Below are 24,588 nucleotides of genomic sequence, written 5' to 3'. Positions count from 1 at the left end.
GGGTTCCCAAATACTGTGGAACCGGTACTTGAGTGCCGACTATTTCCAAATTTTACTAAAATCAAACGGCTGTTCTTTGTTGCATTCATCAATTTTAAATGTCACAATCCCATCGCTAATATCACACATTTTTATATATTTGCCATTTTGAAGCTGGTACACTTTTGCATTTTCTTCTTGAGGATCAACCATGATGTAGTAGTTCACACCCTCTTTTTCATACAAATCATATTTTACGCCTCTGTCTTTTTTGGCAGTTGCCTTGGACAATACTTCAAAAATAATTTTTGGAGCCTGTGTAATGTAAGCATCATTTTTGGGTTCATGACATATCACACTGTTGTCTGGCTGAACAACAGTATCTTCTGCAATTTTCCAATCAACAGGAAGCAAAACCTGACATTTTGGACAGTCTTGAAAAATACTTTTCAATTCCCATCCAATATTATTACTTATTTTCTGATGTTTAATCATAGGAGCAGGAGACATAGCGTACGGATACCCAGCTATCAGTTCCCACTTTCCATCCCATAATTTATAATCATCATACGTATATCGTGGTATTTCTTCTACTTTTAAAGCGCCCATAATAAATCCTTGTAAAATTATTGTTCATTATAACAAAGTTTTACTTTTTATTTGAATGAGATATTGATAATATTTATTTTGTAATGATGTTCATGAGGTGGTGGCCTGTCTCGGAATCGAACCAAGGACACAGTGATTTTCAGTCACTTGCTCTACCGACTGAGCTAACAGGCCTTTGTGAAAGAGTTGGAATTATAGTCATACTTAACTGAATAGTTGCTTAGTATGAAGCTCTTCAGCGGTTTTTTTCTTTTTTCTTTGTCCCAACAGCTTTTGTATAGTTTTTTTAAAACAATATTTCTGTATTTATCCAGATCTTTTGTAAATACACACTGGCATTATCTTCTACATATTTACCGTTGCTTACCAACTTTCTTGCTACTATCTCAGCCTACCCTGCAGGATGTGGCATCCGGAATCGCTACTTTCTATATTAAAACATGACTTGTGAGAAAAAAACTTGATGTTTTCTTGGAACCTAGGTTTTAACCTAGGCTTTAATCTTGAAAAACACAAAGCCCGCACTGAAGTACGGGTTCCGAAAAAGCCGCTTAACTTAATGGCATTGCCTAAAGGATAGATTCCAAAAACTGCACATCTCTCGGAATCGGTACTTCAGTGCCGACTGTTTCCAAATCTTGCTAAAATCAAACGGCAGTTCTTTGTTGCATTCATCTATTTTAAATACTACAACCCCGTCACTTACATCACACATTTTTATATATTTGTTATTTTGAAGCTTATACACTTTTGCATTTTTTTCCTGCAGGTCAACTGTGATGTAGTATTTTACGCCTCTGTCTTTTTTGTTGCTCTAAAATTTTTCCATCTAACTCATACTGCATTAAAAGCCTTTTTTCTTCACTATTACATGTAAGCAGCAGTTTTTTGAGCACTTTTATTCTGTATACATCCATATTTTTTCGAAACCCGAGTTGTGCATCATGCCCGGCATATTTTATAATAAGTGTTTCATCTATAAGCCCTATTTTATGCTTACATGTAATACGAAGCCACAGGTCATAATCTTCACAGACTGCCAAATGCTCATCAAAAAGTCCTACTGTTTCGAGTAAACTTTTATGAAGTATTACGGATGACGGAGCAATATTACAATATGACAAATTTTCTAAAAAAGCATCTTTTCCTATTTTTCTATATTTTTTAGGTATTTTTACCGTAATTCCGTTTCTCACCCATTTTTCATGCGTATAACTCATTAAAATATCCAGATTATGTGTATGAAAATCTACTTGTTTTTGCAGCTTTTGAGGGCAGAATTCATCATCTGAGTCCAAAAAAGCTATCCATTCGCTTTTGGCGATTTCTATGCCTTTGTTCCGTGCAGCAGAAACTCCACTGTTTTTTTGATAAATGTATATAATGTTTGGAAAATCATTTTGTATGTTACATGTAGTATCGGTAGAACCGTCATCTATCACTATAATTTCTTTTGGTGTGTATGTTTGAGCGAGTACTGATTTTATGGCTCTTTTTAAAAGTTTGTATCGGTTATATGTTGGAATGATTACCGATATGTCCATTTTTCACTCTCCTGCCACTCTCGCCCGCACTGAAGTACGGGTTCCAAAATAACTGCATATTCTTCGGAATCGGCACTTTAGTGCCGACTGTTGTTTCTGTCGTGCCACTCCCAGCCCACCCTAAAGGATGGGTTCCAAAAACAATAGCTTCCCGGAATCGGTATTTTACTCTCCTGCCACTCCCGCCCGCACTGAAGTACGGGTTCCAAAATAACTGTATATTCTTCGGAATCGGTACTTTAGTGCCGACCAGTTTACCAGACCTTTATCTCATTATACACACTGTCACGCTCAACAGGAATAAAGCCAGAATTTGTTATCAATCCCGTAAATTCTTTCACATCCACCCCATTGGCACTCGCGGCTCCTGCTGCAGAGTTGATGGACTCTTTTTCTATCGTCCCATCCAAATCATTTGCCCCGAATTCCTGTGCGACAAGTGCAAGATTCACAGTCGATGTCACCCAGTACGCTTTTAAATTCGGCACATTGTCAAGAACCAGCCTTGCAATGGCATAGGTTTTGAGTATTTCATTTGCCGTAATCGGTTTGTCGATATTAAGGTAATTATTTTCTGTCTGATAGACAAGCGGTATAAAAGCGTTAAACCCACCCGTTATATCTTGCAACTCACGAATTCGCATCATATGATCTATACGGTTTGCACGAGATTCTACATGTCCAAAAAGCATAGTAACATTAGATTTTTTCCCGCGTTCATGCCATTTACGATGAATTTCAAACCACTGATCTGATGTCACTTTGCCTTTACAGATGTAATCTCTGACCTTTTCATCAAAAATCTCCGCTCCCCCGCCGGGCATAGAATCTACACCGTTTTCTACCATCAAATCAAGCACTTCATCATATGTAAGTCCATGATGACGAGACAAGAAGTCCACTTCTGCAGCAGTCAATGCCTTTACATGTAAGGCTGGATACTTCTCTTTGATTTTTTTAAAAATACCCAAATACCAATCGAGCGTTACATTAGGATTATGCGCAGAAACTATGTGAACCTCTTTTGCATCATGTGCCACTATGTTGTCGACTATATTCATAATTTCTTCATGGCTCATTGTATACTGGTTAGGATTTTTGCGTGTTGCCGAATAGGCGCAAAATTTACAAACATCTGCACAGACGTTTGTAGGGTTTATATGCCGGTTAATATTAAAATATGTCTTTTTACCATGTAATTCCTGACGCTTTGCATCGGCAAGTTCACCAAGTTCAAAAAGGTCTCTTTCATAAAGTTTTATTGCATCTTCAAAATTTATTCTGTTATTCATTCTTTTACCTGTTTTTTTAGCGCTTGCAGCCCACTCCAAGAATGGCTCCGGAATCGGTACTTCAGTGCCGACTGTTTAAACTTTTTTGCCACTCTCACCCGCACTGAAGTACGAGTTCCAAAAGGCAGAAAGTTCTCGGAATCGGTACTTCAGTGCCGACTTTATTTCTTCAAAGTCCGGGGGCTTTCCACATTGAAGTCGTGATATTATCATCAACTAGCTTTAATTGCACTTCATACGCTTTTTGCCATCTTTCTTTTAACTTTGCATAAACTTCTTTATTCTTCTCGTTGGGCATATATTTTTTATCCCAGACCACCAACTCTTTTGCCGCTTCTGCTAAACTTTTATAAACACCGACACCTACACCTGCTGCCATTGCCGCACCAAGTGCGGTTGCCTCGGTCACTTTTGGAATCTTCACTACACAGCCCGTCACATCCGCTAGAATCTGTGCCCACAGTTTTCCTTTGCTTGCTCCGCCTGCAAAAACGATTTCTTTTATTTTTATACCGCTGAATGCCTCTATATTTTGCAAATTAATGCTTGAAACAATGGCAGCATTTTCCTCCAAACTCCGAAACATCGAAATATGATTATATTTCTCAGCGTCAAGTCCGAGATTTAAAAAACTCGGCGCGGCATGGTACCACTTGCCGTATTTCATCACATCTGAAAATATCGGTAAAATATCATAAGAACCTGCGGGAATTTTCTGTGCTTTTTCTTCTAAAACTTCATAAACATCTTTACCACACAAACTTGCCTCTTCTTTTTCCGTCTGACAAAAAACGTCGCGAAACCAGCGCATAACAAGCCCAGAAAAAAATGTTATGCCCTCCGCCTGAGAAAGCCCTTCTATAACATGCGGATTGACGCGTATACTCATATCTTTTGGCGGTTTGACACTGCTTGGAATATTGACCACCTGTTGCCAAAAACTTCCACCCAAAACTGCCACATCACCCTCTTTGACAACCCCGAGTCCGGCAGAACCAAGCTGCACATCTCCTCCGCCCATCACAACTTTCGTCAAGGGGCTCAGTCCTGTTTCATCTGCAACTTTTTCACTTACATTGCCAAGAATCGTTCCCGTTTCCAGCACAGGAGGAAATATCTCCTCTTTTATACCGACTTTTTGTGCCATCTCTTTTTCCCAGCTGCGCGAAGCAAGAGAAAAAATTCCTGTAGTGCCGCCGTTACTCGGGTCCACGGCTATTACTCCGCTCAAACGTGCCAAAATCCAATCACCTATCATAGAAATATTTGCCACTTTTTCATAGATTTTTGGTCTCTTGTTTTTAAGCCACAGCAAACGGGGCAAAGCGCCAAGAGCAAAGGTCTGTCCGCTTTTTTGGTAAAAATCTTCTTCGATTTCCGGAAATTTTTCTTTTAAATATTTTACTTCTTTTGAAGCACGGGCATCAACATTGGCAACGCCCCAGAGTTCCTTGCCGTTTTTGTCATACAGGACAATTCCCTCACGCATACTTGTAGCACTGAGTGCCAAAATATCTGCAGGATTAATCTTTGATTTTGCAATGACATTTTTGATACAGTTACATGTAAGCAGCCAGTTCTTTTCAAAATCAAAAGCCATGGAGTTTGCTACACCTGCTTCTTCGAGGTGTGTCCATTCTTTTTGCTCTGCGGCAATTTGCTTCCCCTGCGTATCAAAAAGTACAGCACGAATACTTCCTGTACCTGCATCTATTGCTAAAAGATATGCCATATTTTTCCTTTTCATTAACTTTCCTACCACGCTTGCCCGCACTGAAGTACGGGTTCCAAAATGCAGTGTCTCCTCGGAATCGGTACTTCAGTGCCGACTGTTGTTACTTTTTCACCGCTCCCGCCCACCCTAAAGGATGGGTTCCGAAAAATAGTGACTCCCGGAATCGGTACTTTAGTGCCGACTTTTGTTACTCATATTTACTAAAAACCCGCTCATCTGTGAGTCCGGCTTTGAGAGGGTTGTTTTTTATGTAATTATAAACTTTTACATAATATTCTTCATCTCTTATAAGTTTGTCATAATACCCGTCTGCCCAAAATTTTCCTGATTTTTGCAAAAGTTCATTGAGTGCAACCGCACTTTTACCTTTGATATATTGCATAATTTTACCTAAATCCTCATTTTGCTTGAATAATAAATGAATATGATTTGGCATAACTGCCATCATTTCCACATCATAAAGTTTTTCGTCTTCTTCTAAAATTACATCTACAAAGACATCAATAGCTTCATCAAACAGATAGGCACCATTTTTTGAACTGTCTAAATAGTTGTCGATTTGAAACTGCTTTATAAACTCTTTTTCATCATTTTCCAAGATTTTTCGTACATAGGCATCGACACTATCCTCTGTACGAAAGGTAACAAACTGGTAATGTTCTTGCAGGCTGATATGATGCAGTTTTGTGTGGTTCATTCTATGTTTATACCTTTATAAAATTTTTTCTGTAGTACCGACTCTTTGAACTTTTTTGCCGCTCCCGCCCACCCTAAAGGATGGGTTCCAAAATGCAGTGACTCCCGGAATCGGTACTTCAGTGCCGACTCTTTGAACTTTTTTGCCACGCTTGCCCGCACTGAAGTACGGGTTCCGGAATACAGTGACTCCTGGAATCGGTACTTCAGTGCCGACTGCTGCTACTTTTTCAATTTTGCCTGTTCCAGTTCCCAGTATTCCATCGCAAAGCTCTCTTTTTCACTGATGCTTTGGTAGCCGCCTAATTTGTCTGCCCGCAATACTGCCAGCATGGTATGATTGACTATATCATTAATAATTGCCGCTTCTTTTCTGTCTTTTCCAAAAGAGATGACTGCAAGATTTTTTATAATCATATAATTGGGTGCAGGATTCAGCATCACCTCATCAGTGGCATATTTTTCAAAATAGGTTTTATACTCTTGCATATATTTTTCTACTGCTGCTTCCAAATTTGTATCTTCCATCACAAGCGGTACTCTTTTTGTGCGTATGATATGCTCAGGAGTCAAAACACCGCGTGATGCAAACTCTTTTAAATTCGGCTGTGACGCATAATATGCTGCCAAAGGCGACTGATTGATATTGATAGAGACTTCATAGCCTTTCGCGGCAGAAAGTACCTTTGTTATTTTCCCGATATCACAGTCACTGTGGACATAATTATGTTCAATATGCACAACAGCCTGTTCGTCCAAAAAATTTTCTGCTTTTGTGACGGCTTCTATCATTTTGTCATAAGATTTTTTGGCATCATTGTCGAAAGTAAAAATCCCGTGATGATGCAAAATGATGCCGTCTATACTCTCCCAGTCCAAATCTTTTGTCATTTTATAAATTGTATGTGCCAGTTCAAAGCCCGGCATAATATAATCAACAATTAAAAAATTTGGAAAAAGCTTGACAATATGCTCATCCCCGTTCACTGAATTTGAAATCGTTACAATAGCATCCGCATGGGTATGGTCCACAAATTTGTAGGGAATCAGCGCATGCAGTATCGCTTCCACCGAAGGATTCGGCGCAGATTTATCCGTCATCGCCTCTCGTTGCAGGTGTACCATTTCACTGTCACTCAAATGCTCACGTTTTGCCATTTCTAAAAGTACATCCAGTTTCACAGGTGCAAAACCTTCTGCTTCTATGCTTGCCAAGTCCCAGCCACTTCCCTTTACATGTAAGACATCTTCGCCGTTTATTTTGCTTTTGAGTGAGGTATTGCCGCCTCCGTGCAGTACCAGTTCATCATTTTGTCCCAACAGGTTTGAGCTGTATACCCTCAAATCCAAATCACTTTTACATGCAGCCGCTTTTTTTTCATTCCATAAATTGTCCATGATTTAGCCCAACACTTCTAATTCATCTGTGTATTTGTCTTCACAGTATGGCTCGTATGAAGATTTATATACTTTATAATGGGCAGAGGCTTTATGCCCGTTCAGTGCAGCTTCATTTTCCCAGGTCTCAACTGCCATAAATCTTTTTTTATCGTTTTTGTATTGAAATATTTCATAAAAAATACAGCCTTTTTCTGCCTTGCTCGGTGCTACCATTGCAGACAGCAGTTCTTTCATTTTTTCTTCACAGCCCTCTTTTGCTATGAATGTTACGCTTTTTGTAATTGTCATTTTATTTTCCCTTTTTATTTTTACTGCCGTTCTCAGCCCACCCTAAAGGATGGGTTCCATTAAGTTAAGCGGCTTTTTCGGAACCCGTACTTCAGTGCGGGCTTTGTGTCTTTCAAAACTAAGGCCTAGATTCCGAAAGAATATCGAACTTTTTTTCTTAACCTAACGGCATTGACCCTCCAAAAATAGGTTCCATTGTCGACTATTTTTGCTTTTTTAAATTTTAAAGATAAATTATAGCAAAAATTCAATATAATCAATTATGAATTTACTTTTAGAAATAGAAAATGTATTAGAAAAAAAAGGCTCAGACTTTGAGCTGTCCAAACTTTTTAAACAATACATAAAAGAGTATAAAGAATCGCTTCCCGAACTTTTTACAAAAAACCAGGGCAAAGACTTCCTTGTCCGCCACACAAAAAAACTCGACTCCATCATCGAACTGATGTATAAAACTGTCCTGCGTCGAGCATTTGGCAACTACCTGCCTATGCGCAGTTCCATACCCATAGCCATTATAGCCCTTGGAAGTTATGGCAGAGAACAGCTCTGTGTACACAGTGATATTGACCTGCTCATCGTTTACCAGGATGTTGAAGGGTACAACTCTGAACTCATTATCGAAAAACTGTTTTATCTTGCCCTTGATGCAGGGATGAAACTCGGACACAGAGTCCACGAGGTTGACGACCTCTTTAAAGCAAGCATACAGGATATAACCATCAAAACCTCTTTAATGGAATCCAGGTTTATCACAGGATCTCCCTTTACCTGGCATGCAACGCAGAGAGAACTTGGCAGAATTCGTCTGCATGAACAAAAAGAGTTTCTCCTTGCCAAAATAGAAGAAGCACAAAAAAGAAGAAAAAAATACCCGACCTCTATGCAACCAAACATAAAAGAGAGTGTTGGAGGCTTACGGGATGCCCACCTCATCTACTGGGTAGCCAAAACAATTTATGGCATTAACAGTATCAAAGAACTCAGCGGTACTGTTTTCAGTGATGAAGAGTACAAAGAATTCCGCATAGCCCTTGAACTCCTCTACAGAGTCAGAAGCGCCCTGCACCTCATAGCAAACAAACAAGAAGACAGACTGCTTCTTGAGTATATTCCTCAAGTGAGTAAACTATTAGGCTTCAAAGACCAAAAAAAACTTGCCGCTAAAGTTTTGGAAGCCGGATGGCGTATCAATAACTTCACACAGATTTTTGTAAAAAAAATGGTACGTCCCTATATCTATGATGCCAAACATATAGCATCTTTCAAACGAAACAGGCTCAAAAAAGGTTTTTATCAGTACAATGCAAGGCTTTATGCTTCCTTCAAGCTGCCTCAGCAAAAAATTTCAGATTTACTGCAACTGCTTCTTGACCTGGAAGACAAAGACTACCGTTTTGATGCCGGTTTTTTGCATCAGTTTACTGTTGCAAAAGTTTCCCATCCACTGAGTGAAAAAACCTATTTTCTCATAAAAAAGCTCTTTACAAAAGCCCATATAGCTTCCTTTTTAAAACTTTTTTATGATGCGGGAATCCTTCCAAAAATTTTTCCGAATTTTCGAAAAGTCATGCATCTGCCACAGTTTGACGGCTACCATCACTACCCTGTTGATATTCATTCCATCAAATGTGTCCAAGCCCTGGAAAACATTACAGAGCCTTTTTTGCAAAATCTTTTTGATACACTGAGCGAAGAAGAAAAACTGATTCTCAAAATTGTCGTATTTTTCCATGACAGCGGCAAGGGAAGAAGGCAGGATCACAGTGAAGTCGGCGCAAAACTTGTTGTGCAGTTTGCAAAACATATCCATTTGAATGAAGAGCAGACAAAAAGAGCAGTCACTCTTGTTCGGCAGCATATTCTTATGAGCAGTGTAGCCTTCAAAGAAAACATACACAATGAAAAAACACTCTATAAATTTATGTCAAAAGTGGGCGATGCCAAAAACCTTCAACTGCTTTACATCCTCACCTATGCCGATATCAGCGGTGTCGGCGGAGATATCTACAACGCTTTTAATGCAAAACTTTTACATGATTTGTATTTAAGTGCTCTTGAGATTGCCCAAAACACTGGAAGAATTACCGATGCAAAAAAAAGACTGCTCATAGAAGCAAGAGTCAGAAATCTTGACGAGTTTAAAGAACTGCCGAGTCTGTTGCAGAAAAAAGTTTTAACAATAGAATCCAATCTTTTTTTCTTTAAACATGCACCCCAGGACATTATCAGTATTGCCAAAATTGCAAAAGAGACAAAAGAGTACAGTTTTCGAGTCAAAAACATCAACTCTTTGAGTATAGAAATTTATCGTCGTATCCCTTTAAATATCGGTTATCTTCTAGCTACCCTGGCACATCTCAATGTTGCTTCGATGGAGATTTTCACTCTCTTTGACGGCATTAAATATTTTAAAATCGAGTTTATACAAAATGTAGACTCTAATGTACTCGTTGAAATTCAAGACACCATTGACAATGCTTTTGACATGAGTAAAGAGGTCAAACTCAAAAAAATTCACATTAAAAGAGAAGAGATTGCAATTGACTGTGAACACTCAATGACGCATGCCGAACTGACAATTCATACGGCAAACCAGATAGGGCTTTTGGCCTATGTCATGCACAAGTTTGAAGAGCTGCATATCAATATCATCACAGCAAAAATCCACTCAAGCAAATACAAAGTCCGAGACAGTTTTTTAATGGAAAAACAAAACAATATATGTAATAATGTTGAAAAAATCTATGAATTATTATCAGAAAATACAAAATAAAGGGTCTGCATGTGCGGAATTGTCGGATATATAGGAAACAAAAATACAAAAGAAATTTTATTAAACGGCCTCAAAGAGCTCGAATACAGAGGTTATGATTCTGCCGGTATTGCAGTGTTGAGTAATGGAGAATTTTCCAATTTCAAAGCCGTAGGCAAACTTGTCAACCTTGAAGAAAAAACAAAAGATTTTGTGACCGACAAATTTGCAGTCGGTATCGGACATACCCGCTGGGCAACACACGGCAAACCAACAGAACTCAACGCCCATCCCCATACCGGAATACACTCTTATGTCGTGCATAACGGCATTATAGAAAACTATGCGGAGTTAAAAAAAGAACTCCTCAAAGAAGGTAGTATTTTTTTAAGCCAGACAGATACCGAAGTGATTGTACATCAATTTGAAAAAAACCTGAAAAATACCAAGAATGCTTTTGAAGCCTTTGAAAAAACAATTTTTGAACTCAAAGGGGCTTATGCAATTCTTTTAGTCACGAAAGAAGAAAAAAATAAAATATTTTTCGCAAAAAACGGTTCTCCCATGCTTGTAGGCATCAACGAAGCAAATGAAAAATATTTTGCATCCTCGGACACACCGCTTATCGGACAGTGTGGTGAAGTCAATTACTTTGAAGACGGTGATTACGGCTATGCAACACATGATGAGCTTGTTATTTTTGACAAGAACCGTGAAAAAAAAGAACCTCATTTCATACAGCTTACAAACAACAAACTCTCCGCACAAAAAGAGGGATACCGTTTTTTTATGGAAAAGGAGATATATGAACAGAGTTCTGTTGTTGCCGATACGCTTTTAGGACGTTTGAGTGATGATGCAATCATTTTTGATGAACTGGGAAAGGATTTTTTCGAAGGTATCAACGAGATAAAACTATGTGCCTGCGGTACTTCATACCATTCGGCCCTGACAGCCTCCTACCTGTTTGAACGCTATGCAAAAATAAAAACTTCTGTTGAAGTTGCTTCAGAGTTTCGCTACCGTTCACCTCTCATGAGTGAAGATACACTCTTTGTTGTTATATCACAAAGCGGTGAGACTGCAGATACACTTGAGACACTCAAAATGGCCAAAAAAGCAGGATTAAAAACGCTTGTTATATGTAATGTTGACAACTCTTCCATGGTCCGCATTGCCGACAAAACGATACTCACGCGGGCAGGCATTGAAAAAGGGGTGGCTTCGACAAAAGCCTTTGCAACTCAGGTCACGGTTTTTTGGATGCTTGCTTTACATGTAGCACAAAGCAAAAAAACACTCACCAAAGCTGCAATGGCACAACATATACACCATCTGCGCAGCATTCCTGCAAGTGTAAAGGTCAGTGATACCCTGCATGAACGCATCAAACGGTTGTCAAAACGCTACTTGCACGGACACGGTTTTTTCTTTATCGGCAGGGATGTCTTTTTTCCATTGGCCCTTGAGGGTGCTTTAAAACTCAAAGAGATCTCTTATCTCCATGCCGAAGGGTATCCAAGCGGAGAGATGAAGCACGGACCTATTGCTCTGGCCGATCCGGAACTCTTCACCATTGCCCTGCTGCCGCAGCATATGCTTTATGAAAAATCAAAAAGCAATGCTGAGGAGCTGAGTGCAAGAGATTCTACTATCTGTGCCATCAGTCCTTTGGAATTTGACAAGGCGGATGACTTCATCCAGACAAAAGAACATGAACACTATATGCTGGAGTTTTTTGAAATGATGGTTGTTTTACAACTCTTATCCCTAGAAATTTCGATTCGTCTTGGAAATGATGTTGATATGCCAAGAAACCTTGCAAAAAGTGTTACGGTAGAATAGATATTTCTTAAAATCGGTACTTTCTCTGCCTGCAAGCCCGCACTGAAGTACGGGTTCCGGAATGCAGTGACTCCCGGAATCGGTACTTTAGTGCCGACTCTTTGAACTTTTTTGCCACTCTCAGCCCGCACTGCATTGGTTCTTCGAAAGCTCTGTTTTATCACTAAAATGTAACTTATAGACAAAAATAACATTTTTCACTTTAAATTAATTTGTTTCTGGCTAATATATTAAAAACAATCCTATTATAAGTGAACACTATGCAAACAAAATCAAAACTCCTACTCTTTGTCGCTTTAATGCTTTTGGGTCTTGGCCTGGCCACTATCGTGAATGTCTCTTTAAATTTCAGGGAATACAGTATAAAAGATGCCACACAAAAAGCTACAATGGCTGCAGCTATCGTCAAAGACGGGTTGACAGCACATATGGTCAACGGTATTATGGACAAAAGAAGTTATTTCCTCACCCAAATCAGCTCCAACAATGATAAAATAAAAAACTTGTGGATTGTCCGATCTGATAAAGTCATCAAACAATACGGAAAAGGCTTTAACAGTGAAACAGTAAGAGATGCGATTGATGAAGAAGTTTTAAAAACAGGAAAGACGGTTCAAAAAATTTCAGAATCGACTGAAAACTCTATGCTTAGAATTACTATTCCCTATAAAGCCACAGTTGCAAACGGTCCAAACTGTCTCTCCTGTCACAATGTTCAGCGAGGAGATACACTCGGAGCCATCAGTATGGAGTTTGACATTACAGATATGCGTAATGCAGGGATGTTTACCATTTTGAAAATACTTGGAATAAATCTTCTTTTCATTGTCATTGTATTACTTCTGATCAACCATTATGTAACACCCTATATGGAGCTTTTCTCCAATATGCAAAAAGGAATAAGAAAAGCCTACAAGGGAGACTTTTCCTATGAATTTACCACAAAAGTGAAAGGTGATGCCAAAAACATTGTCGATCAGCTTAATACGCTCTTTAGAAAAATGCAAGAGACCTTTGGCGACATAAAATACAACCTTGCAACATTTATTCCCCAGGGATGTGTCTCTTCAAGTGACCCTCTTCAAGAGGCAAAAACAATCATCGGAGAACTCTCAGATATATATAAATTTAAAAAGACGATTGAACATGATTTTACAAAAGAGATAGTCTATCAAAGAATTGTAGATGTACTGAGTAATAAATATGAGCTTTCGCATTTTGCATTTTATGAAATAGATACACTCAAGGCAGCAAGAAAGCTTATTTACATCTCCAACGGCAAAAGTGTCTGCAATGACAAAGTGGACGAAGATGCCTCATTATGCAGAGCACACAGAACAAATACGGCAGTAATCTCAAGTGAATTTGTCAATTTATGCCGAGAATGCAGTTGTGAAGGATTGGAGTATATATGTATTCCTTTTACCATTAATGATGAAAACTCTCTTGTCATTTCTATTACAACCAAAGAGAAAAATGAATTAAACAGAGTCAATAGTTTTATTAAAAGTATTGAAAACTATCTTGAAGCGGCTAAACCAGTTATAGAGAGTAAAATTTTAATGTCCAAACTCCGTGACACCTCTCTCAGAGACGCAATGACAGGACTTTATAACAGAAGATTTCTCGAAGAATTTATAGACACTTTTGCAAATCAGGCAAAACGGGACAATACAACATACAGTGTTTTAATGCTTGATGTTGATTTCTTTAAAAAAGTCAATGACACCTACGGGCATGATGTAGGAGACAAAGTTATTGCCAAAATAGGAGAAGTACTCCGCAGCAGTATCAGAGAATCAGACCTGGCTATTCGATACGGCGGAGAAGAGTTTGTTGTCCTGCTGCACAATGCTACAGACGAGGGAACAAAAATGATCGCTTCAAAAATTCACTCTGAATTTTCAAAACTTGTTTTTGATGTCGGCAACGGAAAAACCATACAAAAAACCATGAGTATAGGTATATCCAAGTTTCCCAAAGACGGTGATACTATTTGGAAATGTATCAAATACGCAGATACTGCTTTGTATGTGGCAAAAACGACAGGAAGAAATAAAATTGTTGAGTATAAACCGGAGATGTCAGAGGATGAGCACTTACGATAAACAGATATAGAGGAAGCTTAAGCAACGCAAAAAGCGTTGCTTGTTTATAAGTTTTAGCTACAGCCGCATCCGCCGCCGCTTTGCTCTTTAGGTGCAGAAGCAGCACCTGTTGAACATGCACTTACACCCGGTGGTGTTGTCGGCTGAACAGACTGGTTGTCCACTCCGCCGTTTGCATTGATCTCTTCAATTGTACTCCAGATAGATTCAGCAGCTTTCATATAACGTTTTGCTGTTTCTGATGACGGGTCTGCAAAAATAATTGGTTTTCCTTCATCTCCACCGGTACGGATAGCCGGCTCAATTGGGATTTCGGCAATTATTTTCGTATCAAACTCATCCGCCATTGGCTGAGATGTGCCTTTTCCGAAAATATCATACTCAACACCGGTATCAGGTGCAATAAATCCGCTCATATTCTCAACAATTCCGGCTATAGGAATGTTTAATTTTCTAAACATATCAAGTGAACGGCGTGAATCATCAAGTGAAACAGACTGTGGTGTTGTTACAGTCAGACCCGCAGTTACAGGCACAGCCTGTGCAAGTGAAAGCTGTGCATCACCTGTTCCCGGCGGCATATCAATCACTAAAACATCCAGTTCTGACCATAAAATATCACGCAAGAACTGTTCTATCGCTTTCATAATCATAGCACCGCGCCAGATTAACGACTGTCCTTCTTCCATGAGTGATCCCATAGACATAACTTCAATACCGTATGCTTTCATCGGAAGTACTTTATTTCCGGTTACTTCCGGTTTTTGATCAGAAATACCTAACATACGAGGGATATTCGGACCATAAATGTCAGCATCCAAAAGACCTACTTTCTTGCCTTGTTGCGCAAGTGCAATTGCAATATTGACAGCAGTAGTTGATTTTCCGACACCGCCTTTGCCTGAACTGACCATCAAAAAGTTTTTGATTTGCGGTGCGATGTTTTTGCCTTGAGACGAACTTTCTTTTGGCATTTGCGGTGCTTTTATATTTACAGTAACATTTTCTGCCCCTGCTGATTTTAAAGCTTCTGTAGCTTCATCTTTAATTTGTTGTGCTACTTCCGGAGCTGATGATGTAATTTCAACAGTGAAACTTACATCATTTCCGTTTATTGCTATATCTTTTACAAAACCAAATGTTACGATATCTTTGGTAAATCCTGGATACATAACTTTTGAGAGTGCCGATTTTACAATTTCTTCAGTCATTCGTTTTCCTTTAATTTATTTAACTTTTTTGCCATTCTCAGCCCGCACTAGAGTGCGGATTCCCAAAGAGTCGCTTAACTTATTGGCATTGACCCTAAAGGATAGTTCCGACTATTTAAACTTTTTGACAATTTTTGCTTTAAAAGTGTACTATATCTAAATAAGATAAATATTGTCTTGTTTAAAATCAATTTCTTTTTAAGCCAGACTTTAAACTAAAGCTTCTGCTTCAGCCTCTGCCGCTTCTTTATCTTTGTTGTCTTGAATAATTCTTTCTATTCCCTCAGGGTTGTCCATAATTTCCTGTGTAATTTTGTATGAACAAAATTTAGGCCCGCACATAGAACAGAATTCTGCTTCTTTAAATACATCCTGAGGCAGTGTTTCATCATGGTATTCGCGAGCGCGTTCGCTGTCAAGTGCCAATTCAAACTGTTTTTCCCAGTCAAATGTATAACGTGCATCACTCATGGCATCATCAACATCACGTGCACCTTTACGTCCGCGGGCGATATCAGCAGCATGTGCCGCAATTTTGTAAGCAATAATTCCCTCGCGGACATCATCGGCATTTGGAAGACCAAGATGCTCTTTTGGTGTTACATAACAAAGCATGCTCGCACCGTGCCATCCGCCGACAGCCGCACCGATTGCAGAAGAGATATGATCATATCCCGCTGCAATATCAGTAACCAAAGGACCTAAAATATAAAAAGGTGCTTCATGGCAGAGTTCTCTTTGTATCTTCATGTTACGTTCAATCTGGTTGATTGGAACATGTCCCGGACCTTCAATCATAACCTGCACATCTTTTTCCCAGGCACGAAGCGTTAAATCTCCAAGCACTTTGAGTTCACCAAGCTGTGCTTCATCAGACGCATCTGCCAGACAACCGGGACGAAGAGAGTCTCCTAATGAAAGAGAAACATCATACTTTGCGCAGATATCCAAAATATCATCAAATGCCGTATAAAAAGGGTTTTCTCTGTGATAATGCATCATCCAGGCAGCCATTAAAGATCCCCCGCGAGAGACAATACCCATTTTACGCTTTGCAACTTTAGGCATAGTCTCAAGCAGGAAACCCGCATGAATTGTAAAGTAAGAAACCCCTTGTTTTGCCTGACGTTCCAGCACTTCAAGCATAACCTCTATAGTCAAATCTTCGATTTTATTCCCGACATCATGCAAAATCTGATAAATAGGCACTGTTCCGATAGGAATCTTTGAAGAAGCAATAACAGCTTTTCTGATTTCATCCAGGTCGCCGCCGGTTGAGAGATCCATTGCTGTATCTGCCTTATAGTGTTGAGAGACCTCCATCTTTTCTACTTCACCCTGTACATCAGAGGCAATGGCAGAAGAACCGATATTTGCATTTATTTTACATTTACTTGCAATTCCGATAGCCATTGGTTCCAATGAAGTATGATTTATATTTGCCGGTATAATCAGTCTACCGCGTGCTATCTCGCTACGAACCAGTTCAGGAGACAAATCTTCTACTTTTGCAACATACTCCATTTCTTGTGTGATGATGCCTTTCTTTGCGTAGTGCATCTGTGTTCTTACAGAATCACCCTCTCGCTCTTTTACCCATGAAGATCTCATAAGTTACTCCTCAATATTATATTTTCATTCTTTATATATGATGGAAATATAATCAAATAAAGTTAATCTAACATAAAGTGAAACAATTGATGAGATTATTTATGTAAGTGCTTAGTCAAAAAATGTGAACATAAAAATGACAAATTTACACATTCAAGATAAAAAAAAGCTTTCTATGTGTATAATTTCGTAACACTTTTATATATGTAGGAGACTATTTGTCTGATTTAACGCTTGTACTATTGTCAGCCGGTAGTTCTAGTCGCTTTGACACCTCTGTAAAAAAACAGTGGTTGCGGATACAGCACAAACCTTTATGGCAGTTTGTAGCAGACAGGTTTGCTCACAGCGGGCTTTTTTCAAAAATTATTATTGTTTCATCCGAAGAAGATATTGCCTTTATGCAAAACTATGCCGATTACTCTTTTGTAAAAGGAGGCAGTTCCAGACAAGACTCTTTGCAAAATGCCTTACTACATGTAAAGAGTGAATATGTTCTTGTCAGTGATATAGCAAGAGCCTGTATCAGCGAAGATTTGCTTCAAAGAATACTTGCGCAAAAAGAAGAAGCTGACTGTATCGTTCCTTTTTTACCCGTAACAGACACCATAGTATATGAAAATACGACAATAGACAGAGACAAAGTCAAAAAAATCCAAACACCCCAACTCTCCCGCACTAAAATACTTCAAAAAGCCCTGCAGACACCTACTGAATTTACAGATGAGAGCAGTGCCATTGTTGCCTACGGAGGAACCCGCACCTTTGTTGCAGGGGATGAAGATGCCTGCAAGATAACTTTTACCCATGATTTAAACAGGCTTCCATGCCTCGAAGCACCATCAAGTGACATTTTAAGCGGCAACGGTTTTGATGTCCATGCTTTTGACGAAAAAGGAAAAATGTTTCTTGGTGGTGTAGAGATAGATGCTGATTACGGATTTAAAGCCCACAGTGACGGAGACGTTGCTCTGCACGCACTTATAGACGCCCTTTTAGGGGCTGCAGGCATGGGTGATATAGGCATGCTTTTTCCGGACAACAACAGTGCCTACAAAGGTATAGATTCAAAAGAACTGTTACAGACAGTCGTGACAAAAATCTATAACTACGGTTTTGAAATTGTCAATGCAGACATTACAATAGCCGCACAAAAACCAAGACTTGCAAACTATAAAGATGCAATGAGAAAAACTATTGCAGAAATACTCAAAATCGACAAAGCAAGAGTCAATGTCAAAGCAACAACCACAGAAAAACTTGGTTTTATAGGCAGAAGTGAAGGTGTTGGAGTCATTGCCAATGCAAATTTAAAATATTTTAACTGGAAGATAATAGGATAACATGAAGATATTAATTATAGAAAATGAAGTGTATTTAGCCCAGAGTATTGCAACAAAACTAGGTGAACTTGGTCACACATGTGAAATGTGTACATCCACCAGAGATGCCATCGGGAGCAACAACTATGATGTTGTTTTACTCTCGACAAACATCAACGGACAGGATTTTAACCCGCTTATAGAAACATTTAAGAACTCTATCGTTATTTTAATGGTTTCCTACATTAGCAATGACACGGTTTCAAAACCACTGAGTGCCGGGGCAAAGGACTATATCCTCAAACCTTTCATGATTGAAGAGCTTGTACGGAAAATTGACCATTATCAGGATTATGAAAAACTCAAAAAACGCACTGAAGCCTATGAAAAATATCTTGCACACACATTTTCCAATACAAAACATGAACAGAATTTGGATGAAATTGAGTTGCCGCTTTTCGTATCATCCAATTTTCAAAAATATGCGGATGCATTCGCCTTTGAATATGCCCAAAAGAAAAATCTTCCCATACATTTTTTATCATTAAGTGATTCAAAAGCATTAAATGAGATAGCTTCGCTGCCACAAAATTCAATTATATATATCATTGATTATCAGGCACTCAAAAAAAGTGATAAAAAACGTTTTTGTGACCTGATACAGGGGAAAAAAGCCATTATCGCCAGCAGCGATAAAATTGAGGAAGTCGCCTACCCTGTTATAGAGATAAAAAGCGACAGCAATGTTTTTGACAAAGGAGAAATCCTGCCAATAGAAGATTATGTCAAATTTATTGTTTTAAACTATCAAGACAAATATCCGGATACAGAATTGTCAAAAAAACTTGGGATAAGCCGCAAGAGTTTATGGGAAAAAAGAAAAAAATATGACATCATCAAGAAAAAATAAAACAATTTATATAGACAAAGAGGCTGCTTCTGTTCTTGAACTCGTTACAGAAGGCCTTTTGGCCCCTGTAACAAAACTTATGAATGAACAGGAATCCAAGGAAGTCCTGCAAACCGGTCTTGTAAACGGTCAGTCTTTTCCCTTCCCTTTTATATTGGCTCCTTCGGGCAAAAAGAATGAAAAAATCATTCCTACCTTGGAGCCGGGCGAAGAAGTTACTATTATCTGCAATGGTAAAGAGTTTGCTGTGCTGTGTGTCGAAGAAACTTTTCAAATTAATCCGAAGGAACGGGTAAAGCATATCTACGGCACTGATGACCTCACCCATCCGGGTGTCATGGCCACCATTAAAAGAATAGGCACCTGGGCACTTAGCGGCAACTATACCATTCTCAGTAAAACAAAACACAAAAACAAAATAAAAATCCAAAAAGCAAAAGAACTCATAGGGGCAAAACACACCTCCTCTTTGATGATGGGAGTCAACCCGCTTCACCGTGCCCATGAAAGGCTGATTCGCCAAACACTTGAAAGTACCGATCTGCTTGTTATATTTTTACTCAAACCTTATGACAATGCAAATTTAAAGTATGAAGTACGAAAAGAAGCATTAGAGTATTTTATCAATAATTTTCTTCCTAAAAACCGGGTAATTATTATTCCTCTTGAAAACAGCTATATCTTTGCAGGCTACAATGAAATTATTGTCGATGCAATTGTCGCAAAAAACTATGGCTGCGACAGACTGACCATTGGCCGTAATCATGCCGGTTTGGGCATGTTTTATGACTGTAATTCAAACAAATCGATCATAGACAAAGTTACAGGCATAGATATCGAGATTACCGTTGCAAGTGAGTATGTGTACTGTGATGAGTGCAAAACGCTTGTGAGCAAAAATACCTGTCCTCACGGACAGCATCATCAGATCTCTTACCATGCGGACTCAATTTTGGCACTTTTGGAGGCAGGACTTTTACCTCCTGCTGTTCTTATACGGAAAGAAATTTCATCATTTTTACTTTCTAAACTCTTTCCGAACAGGTTTAAAAATCTTGAAAAACTCTATTATGACACTTTTCCGGTAAAAGGTTTGCTTGAAGAACATACAGAAAAAGATTTTTATCTTGAGTTGATGAAACTCTATCAAACAACATCACTGACATAAGGAAAACAATGAACTGGTTTTTTCTCACTTTAGGCTACAGCGGACTCTCTCCTAAAGCTCCCGGGACTATGGGAACACTGGCTTCACTGCCGCTTGGTATGGCAATACTTGTCTACTTTGATGCAACTACACTTTTTTTGGCGGCACTGCTTATTTCGATTATAGCCATTAAAGTTATTAACAAATATGAAGATGAAACAGGCAATCATGATGACCAAAGAATAGTGATAGATGAACTTGCCGGGATGTGGTTTGCACTCAGTGTTGCACCCGCTGTCGGTGTTGCAAGCACTGAGATAATGGATCTTCAAAATGGGTTTTTGGTGCAGGCACTTCTCTCTTTTGTTCTTTTTCGATATTTTGATATAACAAAACCCTCTATTATAGGGAGAATAGACCGTGAAGCAAAAGGCGGCGTCGGTGTGATGGGAGATGATATTATTGCAGGTTTTGCGGCCGGAATCTCCTCAGCTGCGCTTTGGCAGGGATGGCTCTACATCAGTAAAATGATATAAAACATCCCCCGTCAATGCCATTAAGTTAAGCAAATCAATACTTTCTCGGAACCGGTACTTCAGTGCCGGCTGTTACAATAGTCTTGCCACTCTCAGCCCGGACTAAAGTCCGTGTTGCGAAAAATCAATATATCTCCTTTACCCGTCCTACTTCGCCACTCATCAAACGGACTTTAATACCGTGAGGGTGTGTTGCAGATTTTGTAAGAATATCTCTGACAATCCCGTCTGTTAAATAGCCGCTTTCCTGATCCTGCTTTAAAACGATGGCAACAGAAGCACCCTGTTTGATATCTGCTCTTTTCGTACCCTTATTCATGTTCATCCTTTGTTTCATTATAAATTGAGAGAGACGGAAAGGCAAATTCTAAAGAGTTTCTTTCAAAAATTATCATTATTTTTTCCATAACATCCTGCTTCGTCTTCAGCCACTCTTCCCACTCCACTGATTTTGAAAAACAGTATACAAGTATGTTAATGCTTGAATCTGCAAACTCGTCAAGATACACAAGCAGTGTCTTTTTGACACCTTCAAGATCATCTTTAGAAACAAGTTTTGCTATATGTCCATACTCAATCTCATGCTCATATTTTGTATTTTTTGTTGCAATTTTCGGATGATTTTGCAGCATTTCTCTGATTTCTTTGATGGCATTTTTAATATCTTCCTGTTTGGAGTCATATTTTACACCCAGTTTCATCTTTATTCTGCGTCCAAGTTTTCTTTTGTTCCAGTTTTTTATATCTTTGGATGCAAAGGTGCCGTTTGGAATGGCAATAAGAGCATTATCAAAGGTTCTTAGTGTTGTCACACGCAAACCGATTTCAACAACAACACCCTCTTTGCCGTCAACTTCTATCCAGTCGCCTTGTGAAAATACATCGCTGAAAAGGACAGAGAGTGTTCCAAAAAAGTTTGAAATTGTATCTTTTGCTGCAAAAGCAACCGCAAAACCACCAATTCCAAGACCAGAAAGTACAGCGGTCAAGTCAACACCGGCAAAATACAGAACAATCAGCAAACCGATAATGACAATAAAGAAATTGATAATTTTCAATCCGACATTAATCAGTTCGCTTTTTATATTTGATTTTTCTTTTTCAAAAGTATTGAGCTTGATAATGGCTGCCGTATTGACAATAATATAAATAATATATGTAAAATAAAAGCCGTATATCATGTTAAATATACGACTTACTTCCTCTATGGAGCTGAAATTATTGTAAACATATATAACCATGTTTACATTAATAATCAGGATGAGGATCTCTATACTTTTACGCAGTTTCTCAAGAATCTGTTCAGAGTATCTGCTTAAAAAGTCTATTTGAAGAAACAGTTTTTGCAATGCGATATAAAAAACTTTTCTTAAAACATAAATTACCAAAATCAGCAAAAAGATAATAATAAGCTTCACAACACTCAGTCCGTACGACTCTAAAAACCCATCTACAGCTTTCACCACCGTAAAGGAGTTAATAAAAACAACAGGCTTGATTATATGGTATTTGACATATTTGTTCAGTCGGTAGAGTTTATTCTCTGCTTTGTATAAAAAGGCTATAAAATCACTGTTTATCTCCTGCAGCGCATAGTATTCCTCTATATTTTTTTTTGCCGCTTTTAAGATGGGAGAAGGATCTTTGAGTGCCAAAATATGTTTATAGTCTTTTGCTGTAATTTTACTCAGGGCTTCTTGATTCTGTGCCGTATAAACATTTAATTTTTCTTCAAAATCCTGAATATTCGGTACATCCAACGACAAAAGTACATTTTTAATCAATATGTTCTGATTTTTGACAATTTCATACGACTTCAATTGTGCCTCATCTCTGATTACGGCATATCCGTTACCCAGCCGTCTGTTAATCGCAATGATTTTTTTCAGTGAAAATATTTCCTTGCTGAAATCCTGCACATTCTCAATATACTGCTGTTTGTTTGAGATGATAGTATTGAGTTCCTGATCATACATGTACTCCTGTTTTTGCAGTAAATTTTCTATCTGCTCCTGGGAGAGATTTGCATCATTCATCTGATACACCAGCTGTAACTGTGCATCTATAAACTCTGAGTATTTTACCTTTGCACTCAATGTCCCGGCAAATATAAAAACAAAAGTCAGTAAAATTAATTGAACTTTTTTAATGGGAAATCCTTTATTATATACCTTCAGCTATCATAGCATCAGCTACTTTTTTAAATCCTGCAATATTTGCACCATCAACATAATTCCCCTCTACTCCATAGTCTTTTGCCGTAAGCGCCACCCGTTTACAGATCATCTGCATCGTCTCTTTTAATTTAAAATCTACCTTTTCATAACTCCATTTACTCATAGAAGCATTTTGACTCATCTCAAATTCACTCACAGCCACACCCCCTGCATTGGCAGCTTTAGCCGGTGCAAAGCATACTTTATGCGATTGCAGCAAAGCAATAGCATTTGGAGTCGATGGCATATTCGCACCCTCAGAAACACTCACACAGCCGTTTTCTATAAGGTTTTGTGCATCCGCTTCAAAGAGTTCGTTTTGCGTAGCGCACGGAAAGGCCGCATAACACGGAATATTCCAAACAGCATGCTCCCCTTCAGGGTACTCTGATACAGGCGTATATTTTGCCTCTGTATGTGTCTGTACATACATTTCCAAAGAATTGCTTCGATTCAGTTTTAACTCTTTTACCAGAGCCAGGTCAATCCCTCTTGGATCATACACTGTCCCGTGAGAATCCGAACATGTCACTACAACAGCACCAATCTCCTGCAGCTTTTCGATTACATGTAAAGCAACATTTCCAGCACCGCTGACTGTGCATATTTTTCCCTCAAGCGGCTCTTTGTTTTCAATTTCAAGCATACTCTGTGTAAAATAGACCACCCCGTAGCCTGTTGCTTCGGGACGCATTAAAGAACCTCCGAAAAAATAGGGTTTTCCGGTCAAAGCACCTTCGTATGAAGATGTAATCTTTTTATACTCTCCAAAGAGATAGCCGATTTCCCGGGCACCGACTCCAATGTCACCGGCAGGGACATCTATGCGCGGCCCGATATATTTATGCAACTCTGTCATAAAGGCTGTACAAAACTTCATAACTTCAAAGTCACTTTTTCCTTTTGGATCAAAATCACTCCCCCCTTTGGCACCACCTATAGGTAAACCCGTCAGTGAGTTTTTCAAAATCTGCTCAAAACCCAAAAACTTCAAAATCCCTTCATTCACACTCGGATGAAAACGGAGTCCTCCTTTATAGGGTCCGAGTGCGTTGTTAAACTGTACTCTGTATCCTGTATTTACCTGTATTTGATTATTGTCATCCAGCCAGGTCACTTTAAACTTTATAATCCTGTCAGGAACGACCAATCTGTCTAAAATTCCGAATCTGCTGTATCTCTCATCAGACTCAAGCAACGGGGCAATCGAGTAAATCACCTCCTCCATCGCCTGGTAAAATACATTGTTTTCAGCACAGTTACCATGCTCAAATTTTTTAATTTCTTTCTCTGCTATCGACAAAAAGAATCCTTTATAAACTACTATTGTGAAGGAATTGTAGCACAAGCTGGAAAAAAAGTAAAAACTATTGAAAAAAGTCA

19 protein-coding genes and 1 tRNA gene are annotated in these 24,588 nt (G+C 38.8%); 7 read left to right on the top strand and 13 right to left on the bottom strand.

Annotated elements, in window-relative coordinates; all coding sequences use genetic code 11:
* Positions 1-39: 39 nt before the first annotated feature.
* The 8 genes from MLC52_RS04075 to MLC52_RS04040 all read right to left on the bottom strand — a co-directional run bounded on the left by MLC52_RS04075 (position 40) and on the right by MLC52_RS04040 (position 7,544).
* Complete coding sequence (locus tag MLC52_RS04075) at positions 40-588, bottom strand: Uma2 family endonuclease (protein WP_434581386.1); 549 nt, start codon at positions 586-588, stop codon at positions 40-42.
* Positions 589-686: 98 nt separating this feature from the next.
* Positions 687-762, bottom strand: a tRNA-Phe gene (locus tag MLC52_RS04070).
* A 596-nt stretch (positions 763-1,358) separates the two neighbouring features.
* The gene (locus MLC52_RS04065; RefSeq protein ID WP_434581385.1) at positions 1,359-2,132 is read right to left on the bottom strand and encodes a glycosyltransferase family 2 protein; all 774 of its coding nucleotides are present in this window, start codon (positions 2,130-2,132) and stop codon (positions 1,359-1,361) included.
* Between the two features lie 254 nt (positions 2,133-2,386).
* Positions 2,387-3,424 carry an aminofutalosine synthase MqnE gene (mqnE, locus tag MLC52_RS04060; protein ID WP_151900720.1) on the bottom strand — a complete coding sequence of 346 codons (1,038 nt, stop codon included), beginning with the start codon at positions 3,422-3,424 and terminating at the stop codon, positions 2,387-2,389.
* Between the two features lie 169 nt (positions 3,425-3,593).
* Positions 3,594-5,156 carry an autoinducer-2 kinase gene (gene lsrK, locus MLC52_RS04055; protein ID WP_434581384.1) on the bottom strand — a complete coding sequence of 521 codons (1,563 nt, stop codon included), beginning with the start codon at positions 5,154-5,156 and terminating at the stop codon, positions 3,594-3,596.
* A gap of 190 nt (positions 5,157-5,346) precedes the next feature.
* The gene (locus MLC52_RS04050) at positions 5,347-5,856 is read right to left on the bottom strand and encodes a transposase (protein ID WP_434581383.1); all 510 of its coding nucleotides are present in this window, start codon (positions 5,854-5,856) and stop codon (positions 5,347-5,349) included.
* Positions 5,857-6,077: 221 nt separating this feature from the next.
* Entirely contained in the window at positions 6,078-7,253 is a 1,176-nt protein-coding gene (locus MLC52_RS04045; protein WP_418641201.1) for a class II aldolase/adducin family protein, read from the bottom strand.
* A gap of 3 nt (positions 7,254-7,256) precedes the next feature.
* Positions 7,257-7,544 (bottom strand): putative quinol monooxygenase, encoded by a 288-nt coding sequence (locus MLC52_RS04040; RefSeq protein WP_151900724.1) that lies wholly within the window; start codon positions 7,542-7,544, stop codon positions 7,257-7,259.
* A gap of 262 nt (positions 7,545-7,806) precedes the next feature.
* On the opposite strand from MLC52_RS04040, the gene MLC52_RS04035 reads away from it, so the two are divergent.
* The 3 genes from MLC52_RS04035 to MLC52_RS04025 all read left to right on the top strand — a co-directional run bounded on the left by MLC52_RS04035 (position 7,807) and on the right by MLC52_RS04025 (position 14,252).
* The gene (locus MLC52_RS04035) at positions 7,807-10,320 is read left to right on the top strand and encodes an HD domain-containing protein (protein WP_418641200.1); all 2,514 of its coding nucleotides are present in this window, start codon (positions 7,807-7,809) and stop codon (positions 10,318-10,320) included.
* Between the two features lie 9 nt (positions 10,321-10,329).
* Positions 10,330-12,144, top strand: a complete 1,815-nt coding sequence (glmS, locus tag MLC52_RS04030) for a glutamine--fructose-6-phosphate transaminase (isomerizing) (RefSeq protein ID WP_434581382.1) — start codon at positions 10,330-10,332, stop codon at positions 12,142-12,144.
* A gap of 260 nt (positions 12,145-12,404) precedes the next feature.
* The gene (locus MLC52_RS04025; protein WP_434581381.1) at positions 12,405-14,252 is read left to right on the top strand and encodes a GGDEF domain-containing protein; all 1,848 of its coding nucleotides are present in this window, start codon (positions 12,405-12,407) and stop codon (positions 14,250-14,252) included.
* Between the two features lie 53 nt (positions 14,253-14,305).
* Here MLC52_RS04025 and MLC52_RS04020 read toward each other — a convergent pair whose 3' ends face one another.
* Entirely contained in the window at positions 14,306-15,463 is a 1,158-nt protein-coding gene (locus MLC52_RS04020; RefSeq protein WP_151900727.1) for an Mrp/NBP35 family ATP-binding protein, read from the bottom strand.
* Positions 15,464-15,673: 210 nt separating this feature from the next.
* Entirely contained in the window at positions 15,674-17,074 is a 1,401-nt protein-coding gene (gene thiC, locus MLC52_RS04015) for a phosphomethylpyrimidine synthase ThiC (RefSeq protein ID WP_346388521.1), read from the bottom strand.
* A gap of 218 nt (positions 17,075-17,292) precedes the next feature.
* Here thiC and MLC52_RS04010 point away from each other — a divergent pair, with 218 nt between their 5' ends.
* Genes MLC52_RS04010 through MLC52_RS03995 form a run of 4 tightly spaced genes read left to right on the top strand, consistent with a single transcriptional unit; the run spans position 17,293 to position 20,989 of the window.
* Positions 17,293-18,417 carry a bifunctional 2-C-methyl-D-erythritol 4-phosphate cytidylyltransferase/2-C-methyl-D-erythritol 2,4-cyclodiphosphate synthase gene (locus tag MLC52_RS04010; protein WP_434581380.1) on the top strand — a complete coding sequence of 375 codons (1,125 nt, stop codon included), beginning with the start codon at positions 17,293-17,295 and terminating at the stop codon, positions 18,415-18,417.
* Position 18,418: 1 nt separating this feature from the next.
* Positions 18,419-19,306 (top strand): response regulator, encoded by an 888-nt coding sequence (locus MLC52_RS04005; RefSeq protein WP_151900730.1) that lies wholly within the window; start codon positions 18,419-18,421, stop codon positions 19,304-19,306.
* Positions 19,284-20,474, top strand: coding sequence for a sulfate adenylyltransferase (locus MLC52_RS04000; RefSeq protein ID WP_151900731.1), 1,191 nt, complete (start codon positions 19,284-19,286; stop codon positions 20,472-20,474). The genes MLC52_RS04005 and MLC52_RS04000 overlap by 23 nt, the downstream gene beginning before the upstream one ends.
* A gap of 8 nt (positions 20,475-20,482) precedes the next feature.
* Positions 20,483-20,989, top strand: coding sequence for a phosphatidylglycerophosphatase A family protein (locus MLC52_RS03995; RefSeq protein ID WP_434581379.1), 507 nt, complete (start codon positions 20,483-20,485; stop codon positions 20,987-20,989).
* Positions 20,990-21,113: 124 nt separating this feature from the next.
* Here MLC52_RS03995 and MLC52_RS03990 read toward each other — a convergent pair whose 3' ends face one another.
* The 3 genes from MLC52_RS03990 to gdhA form a co-directional block, all read right to left on the bottom strand.
* The gene (locus MLC52_RS03990; RefSeq protein ID WP_151900733.1) at positions 21,114-21,308 is read right to left on the bottom strand and encodes a YwbE family protein; all 195 of its coding nucleotides are present in this window, start codon (positions 21,306-21,308) and stop codon (positions 21,114-21,116) included.
* Positions 21,301-23,085: a mechanosensitive ion channel family protein gene (locus MLC52_RS03985; protein WP_434581378.1), complete on the bottom strand. Its 1,785-nt coding sequence runs from the start codon at positions 23,083-23,085 to the stop codon at positions 21,301-21,303. Before MLC52_RS03985 ends, MLC52_RS03990 begins: the two co-directional genes overlap by 8 nt.
* Before the next feature lie 67 nt (positions 23,086-23,152).
* The gene (gene gdhA, locus MLC52_RS03980) at positions 23,153-24,502 is read right to left on the bottom strand and encodes an NADP-specific glutamate dehydrogenase (RefSeq protein ID WP_434581621.1); all 1,350 of its coding nucleotides are present in this window, start codon (positions 24,500-24,502) and stop codon (positions 23,153-23,155) included.
* Positions 24,503-24,588: the final 86 nt, after the last annotated feature.

This window comes from Sulfurimonas sp. NW15 (assembly GCF_051132285.1).
Lineage (GTDB): Bacteria > Campylobacterota > Campylobacteria > Campylobacterales > Sulfurimonadaceae > Sulfurimonas > Sulfurimonas hydrogeniphila.
The sequence above is the reverse complement of the archived record's forward strand: the minus strand, read 5'-3'. Positions and strand labels throughout refer to the sequence as shown.